This window comes from Streptomyces sp. JW3, from assembly GCF_052216785.1.
Classification (GTDB): domain Bacteria; phylum Actinomycetota; class Actinomycetes; order Streptomycetales; family Streptomycetaceae; genus Streptomyces.
Genome location: NZ_JBQOUX010000326.1, coordinates 1 through 244 on the forward strand (window position 1 = coordinate 1; position 244 = coordinate 244).

1 pseudogene is annotated in these 244 nt (G+C 67.2%); it reads right to left on the reverse strand.

The window, feature by feature from the left end:
• Positions 1–66: 66 nt before the first annotated feature.
• Positions 67–244 (reverse strand): annotated as a pseudogene (locus tag ACTT8P_RS38690) (ISL3 family transposase); the annotation flags it as partial.

The window sequence follows — 244 nt, forward strand, 5'->3', positions numbered from 1 at the left end:
GGTTCTGGATCACTTTCCGTGCAGCGCTGACGGACGGTCACGGGACCGACCCGGTTCGCCGTACGGTCACCCGGCCAGGAGGACGCGCTTGCGGAGCAGAGCCAAGCCCGCGCGGCCGAACATCTGCCGCTTCAGCATCTTGATCCGGTTCACGTGCCCCTCCACCGCTCCCGAGCTGAACGGCAACGTCAGCCCCGCCTCCACCGCCCGCAGATCACACCCGATCCCGTTCACGAACGACAAC